The organism is Cellulomonas citrea, from assembly GCF_009829685.1.
GTDB lineage: Bacteria > Actinomycetota > Actinomycetes > Actinomycetales > Cellulomonadaceae > Cellulomonas > Cellulomonas citrea.
This window is the reverse complement of record NZ_VWSD01000197.1, coordinates 1-4,219: the sequence shown is the minus strand read 5'-3', so window position 1 is coordinate 4,219 and position 4,219 is coordinate 1. Positions and strand designations below refer to the sequence as shown.

6 protein-coding genes are annotated in these 4,219 nt (G+C 76.0%); 2 read left to right on the top strand and 4 right to left on the bottom strand.

Going from position 1 to position 4,219, the window contains the following annotated elements:
* Positions 1-927 (bottom strand): amidohydrolase family protein (locus F2B26_RS14805; protein WP_159810669.1); only part of this gene is annotated, 927 nt, incomplete at its 3' end.
* Between the two features lie 49 nt (positions 928-976).
* Between F2B26_RS14805 and F2B26_RS14800 the strand changes: the two genes are divergently transcribed.
* Entirely contained in the window at positions 977-1,507 is a 531-nt protein-coding gene (locus tag F2B26_RS14800; protein ID WP_159810667.1) for a cytidine/deoxycytidylate deaminase family protein, read from the top strand.
* 103 nt (positions 1,508-1,610) lie between these two features.
* The gene (locus tag F2B26_RS14795; protein WP_159810665.1) at positions 1,611-2,300 is read left to right on the top strand and encodes a GntR family transcriptional regulator; all 690 of its coding nucleotides are present in this window, start codon (positions 1,611-1,613) and stop codon (positions 2,298-2,300) included.
* On the opposite strand, the gene F2B26_RS14790 is transcribed toward F2B26_RS14795, so the two are convergent.
* From F2B26_RS14790 to F2B26_RS14780, 3 genes are all read right to left on the bottom strand, one after another.
* Complete coding sequence (locus F2B26_RS14790; RefSeq protein ID WP_159810663.1) at positions 2,267-3,094, bottom strand: urease accessory protein UreD; 828 nt, start codon at positions 3,092-3,094, stop codon at positions 2,267-2,269. The genes F2B26_RS14795 and F2B26_RS14790 overlap by 34 nt on opposite strands.
* Positions 3,091-3,834, bottom strand: coding sequence for an urease accessory protein UreG (ureG, locus tag F2B26_RS14785; protein ID WP_159810661.1), 744 nt, complete (start codon positions 3,832-3,834; stop codon positions 3,091-3,093). Before ureG ends, F2B26_RS14790 begins: the two co-directional genes overlap by 4 nt.
* On the bottom strand, positions 3,827-4,219 hold a 393-nt coding region (locus F2B26_RS14780), incomplete at its 5' end, for an urease accessory UreF family protein (RefSeq protein WP_328698691.1). The genes F2B26_RS14780 and ureG, both read right to left, overlap by 8 nt.

Sequence of the window (4,219 nt, the reverse complement as noted above, 5' to 3'; positions counted from 1 at the left end):
CCCGACCAGGTCGCGGGCGCGCGCCTGCCAGTCCCGTCGCCGCTGCCCGACCCAGGGTCGCTGCGGGTCGTCCGGCACGGTGCGCAGGAGCGTCGTGAGGGTGGGGACCAACCAGGTCCCCCGGTCGGCCATCTCGCGGACAGTGGCGGCGTCGGCGGCGTAGCCGTGCTCGATGCTGCGCACCCCGGCGCGCACGGCGTCCCGGATCGAACCCGTGCCCTGGGCGTGCGCGGCGACACCCACGAGCCCCTGACGCTGCGCCTCCTGCACGACGGCGGTGAGCTCGGCCGGGCTCAGCCCGCCCTGGTCGGGGTCGGAGCGCGGGCTGCCGACACCCCCGGAGGCGGCGACCTTGACCCAGTGCCCACCTTCGCGGGCGACCTCGCGCACAGCCCGGACGAACTCCTGCGGGCCGTCCGCGACGACGCCGCCGCCCGAGCCTCCGGTGAGGTCGACCCCGGTGAGGGAGCGCCAGTCGCCGTGCCCCCCGGTCACCGAGAGGATGCGCAGCGCGAGCTGCAGGTCCGGGCCCTCGACGACGCCCTCGTGCACGCACGCCCGCATCGCCTCGTCGGCCCCGGACAGGTCACGCACGGTGGTGACGCCCGCGTGCAGCATCGCCCGCAGCACCGGGACGGCCCGCAGCACCCGGGCGGTCGGGTGCTCGGTGACCAGGTCGAACGGGGGACGGCCGGGGATCGTGGTGACGTGCACATGGACGTCCACGAGCCCCGGCAGCAGGGTTGTCCCGGTCAGGTCGAGCACGACGGCGTCCGGGCCGGGCACGACGGCCGGCCGCCCCTGCCCCGCGGCCGCGACCTGGGCGATCCGGCCGTCCCGGACGAGCACGGACACGTCGCGCTGCGGCGGCGACCCGGTACCGTCGACCAGGGTCGCACCGACGAGCACCAGGTCCGGGTGCACCATGGCACCTCCCGCTCTTGTGACGACGACCTTCCGATGGGATCCTATCGGAATGGTTTTGTATCCAAAAGGTCTCACCGACGTCGACCGCCCCCTGTGGGACGCGGCGGTCGCCGTGCTGACGACCTCGTACCGCACCGGCCGGCACGAGGTGGCCGCGGCCGTGCGGTGCACCGACGGCAGCATCGTCACCGGGCTGCACCTGCAGGGCACGGCCGGCCGCTCCTCGGTGTGCGCCGAGGGTGTCGCCCTCGGCGCCGTGCTCGTCGGCCAGCAGGACCGTCACCCCGGCGCCCCGCTCGACGAGCTCGTCGACACCGTGCTCGCCGTGCTGCACCGCCCCACCCCCGACGGCGCCCTGCTGCGCATCGTCGCGCCGTGCGGGGTCTGCCGCGAGCTGCTCGCCGACCACTGCCCCCAGGCGCACGGCTACGTGCACCTGCCCGACGGCACCCCCAGCCCCGTGCAGCTCGTCGAGCAGGACGCGCCCGGGATCCACGGCGCGCCGTACCTCGCGGCGGGCCGCGCGCAGCGGGTCCAGGTCGGCGAGCTGCTGCCCGGCTCCACCAGGAGGGCCTGGTGAGCGGGCCGGACCGACACGTCCACCACGAGGGGCACCGACCGGCGCCGGCCGCTACCCTCCCCCCTGATCACGCCATGGCACCTACCGGACGGACGGGACGACGATGACCACCGCACCGCCGAGCGAGGGACTGGTCGACCGGCTGGCCGACGCGGTCCGGGAGCGCATCCTCACCGGGGCGATCCCCGCCGGCAGCCAGCTGCGCCAGGCCGAGCTCGCCGCCGAGTTCGAGGTCTCCCGCACCCCCATCCGCGAGGCGCTGCGCCAGCTGCAGGCGAGCGGCCTGGTCGACGTCGTGCCCAACCGCGGCGCCGTCGTGCGCATCCCCTCCCCGTGGGAGGTGCGGCACGCCTACGAGGTGCGGGCCGAGGTCGAGGCGCTGGCCTGCGCGCACGCGGCCGACCGGATCGGCGAGCGCGAGCTGGCGGTGCTGCGCGAGAGCAACGACGTGCTCCGCTCGCACGTGCACAGCGTCGACGCGCACGGGATGACCGAGCGGCGCACCGCCAACGACCTGTTCCACTCGACGATCATCACGTTGGGCGGCAACCCCTGGGTGGCCACCGTCGCGGCGCACATCGAGCAGAGCTTCCCGCAGTACGTGGCCTCGGTCGCGCTGCCCGGCCAGGACCGTCAGCACGAGCAGTCGGTCGCCGAGCACGACGCCGTGGTCGAGGCGCTCGTCGCGCGGGACGCCACCCGGGCGCGCGAGGCCATGCGCGCCCATGTGCTGGCCAACGGTGAGCAGCTCGCCTGGCTCTACGAGGCGGCCACGGCGCACGTCGCCGGCTGACCGGCCGCGGCGGGCACCGGCCCGCTCGACGCAGCAGGGTCGATGACCCCCGACGCGCGCCCCGCGGCACGGGCCACCTCGGCCCACCCGGTCGCCCACGCGCCGAGGTCGACCGTGTGGGCGTCGGCGCCCAGCGCGCGGACCAGGGCACCCGGGCGGTCCAGGTCCAGCACGGTCGCCGGGCCGTCGTCCGGGCCGCCGAGGCCGGGGCCCGCGTGCGGTGGGCGCGCACCGGCGAGCAGCACCTGGTCCACCACCCGGTGCGGACCGAGCACCCCGGGCAGCGCGTGGCTGCCGTCGACCCGGAGCTGCTCGACGAGCACCGGCCCGTCCACCCCGTCGACCCGCAGGTCCTGGCGCACGACGCCCACCCCCGCTTCGCCGCTGCGCCCCAGCACGAGCGTGTCGCGCAGGCAGGCGCACGCCCCGGCCCCGAGCCGCACCCGGGTGCGCCGGTCCAGGTCGGCGCCGTCGGCGACGACGAACGGCAGCGCGTCCCACACGAGCACCCCGTCGACGTCGAGCTGCGCGGACCAGCGGGCGCCGCGACCCCGCCCGTCGTAGGCGACGGTGCCCGACACCTCGACCAGCTCGAGCTCGACACCCCGCCCGACCCGCACCCGCAGCGCGACGTCGTCACCGCCGAGCAGCAGCGCCCCGGTCGCGACGAGGGCCACCCGGACCGCGCCGCCACGCACCTGGAGCAGGCGCGGGCTCCACGGCCCGGGCACCAGGTCGAGCCGCACCCTGCCGTCCGCCAGCAGGGCCTCGACCACCGTCTCGGACCTGCTCATCCGACGGGGTGGTCGTGGGCGTGCGGCGTCGTCGAGCCCGCATGCGTGTGCACGACGACCCCGTCCGGGCCGGCATGCGAGTGCGGCGCCATCGGCCCCGGGTCCTGCGGCACGAGCTCACCCGAGCGGAACCGGGCCACGGTCTCCAGCACCCAGGCGCGCAGCTGCGCCACCTGCACCGGGTCGTGCCGGGAGAGCGCGAGCACGGGACGTCCGTGACGCGCGGCGCGCGCGTCGAGCACCATCTGCTCGACGTCGACACCGACGTGCGGCGCCAGGTCGGTCTTGTTGACGACGAGCAGATCGGCACGCGCGATGCCCGGACCGCCCTTGCGCGCCACGTCGCCACCCCCGGCCACGTCGAGCACGAAGATCTGGGCGTCGACGAGGGCCGGTGAGAACGTCGCGGTGAGGTTGTCCCCGCCGGACTCGACGAGCACGAGGTCGAGCGGCGCGAAGTCGGCCTCCAGGTCCTCCACCGCGAGCAGGTTCGGGGTGATGTCGTCCCGGATGGCCGTGTGCGGGCACGCGCCGGTCTCGACCGCACGGATCCGCTCCGGGGCGAGCACCCCGGCGGCACGCAGGAAGCGCGCGTCCTCGTCGGTGTAGATGTCGTTGGTGATGACACCGAGGGACAGGGTGTCGGACAGCGCCGCGCAGATGAGCGCGATGAGGGAGCTCTTGCCGGTGCCGACGGGGCCGGCGACGCCCAGGCGCAGGGAACGGGTGGTCTCAGGCACGGAACAGCCTCTCTGTCGTTCGGTCGTGGGCCTGCGCCCACCGGTCCACCTGCGGCGCACCGGCCGCAGGGATGTCGTGCGGGTCGGTGAGCCCCGCGAGCTCGTCGGCCAGGGCCGCGACCTCGTCGAACGCGTCCAGCGCCCAGCCGGTGACGGTCACCGGGTCCATCGGCTCGAGCTTGAGGCAGGCGGCCAGCACGGTCTGCACGTCGTCGTAGCCGACGAGGGCGGCGGTCTGCGCGGCGTCCAGCCCGGCCGCGGCGGCGACCACCCCGAGCACGACGGCCCGGGGCGCATGCCGTCGCACCCCCGTGCGGACGCCCTCAGCAGTCTCGGCGGCGGTGAGCGCGGCCTCGGGGACGCCGCCGCCCCACAGCCGGCCGAG

Bases quoted from the DNA above. Each gene is read 5' to 3' on its own strand.
- F2B26_RS14800 (WP_159810667.1), top strand. From the start codon at position 977: ATGGTTTTGTATCCAAAAGGTCTCACCGACGTCGACCGCCCCCTGTGG.
- F2B26_RS14795 (WP_159810665.1), top strand. From the start codon at position 1,611: ATGACCACCGCACCGCCGAGCGAGGGACTGGTCGACCGGCTGGCCGAC.
- F2B26_RS14790 (WP_159810663.1), bottom strand. From the start codon at position 3,094: ATGAGCAGGTCCGAGACGGTGGTCGAGGCCCTGCTGGCGGACGGCAGG.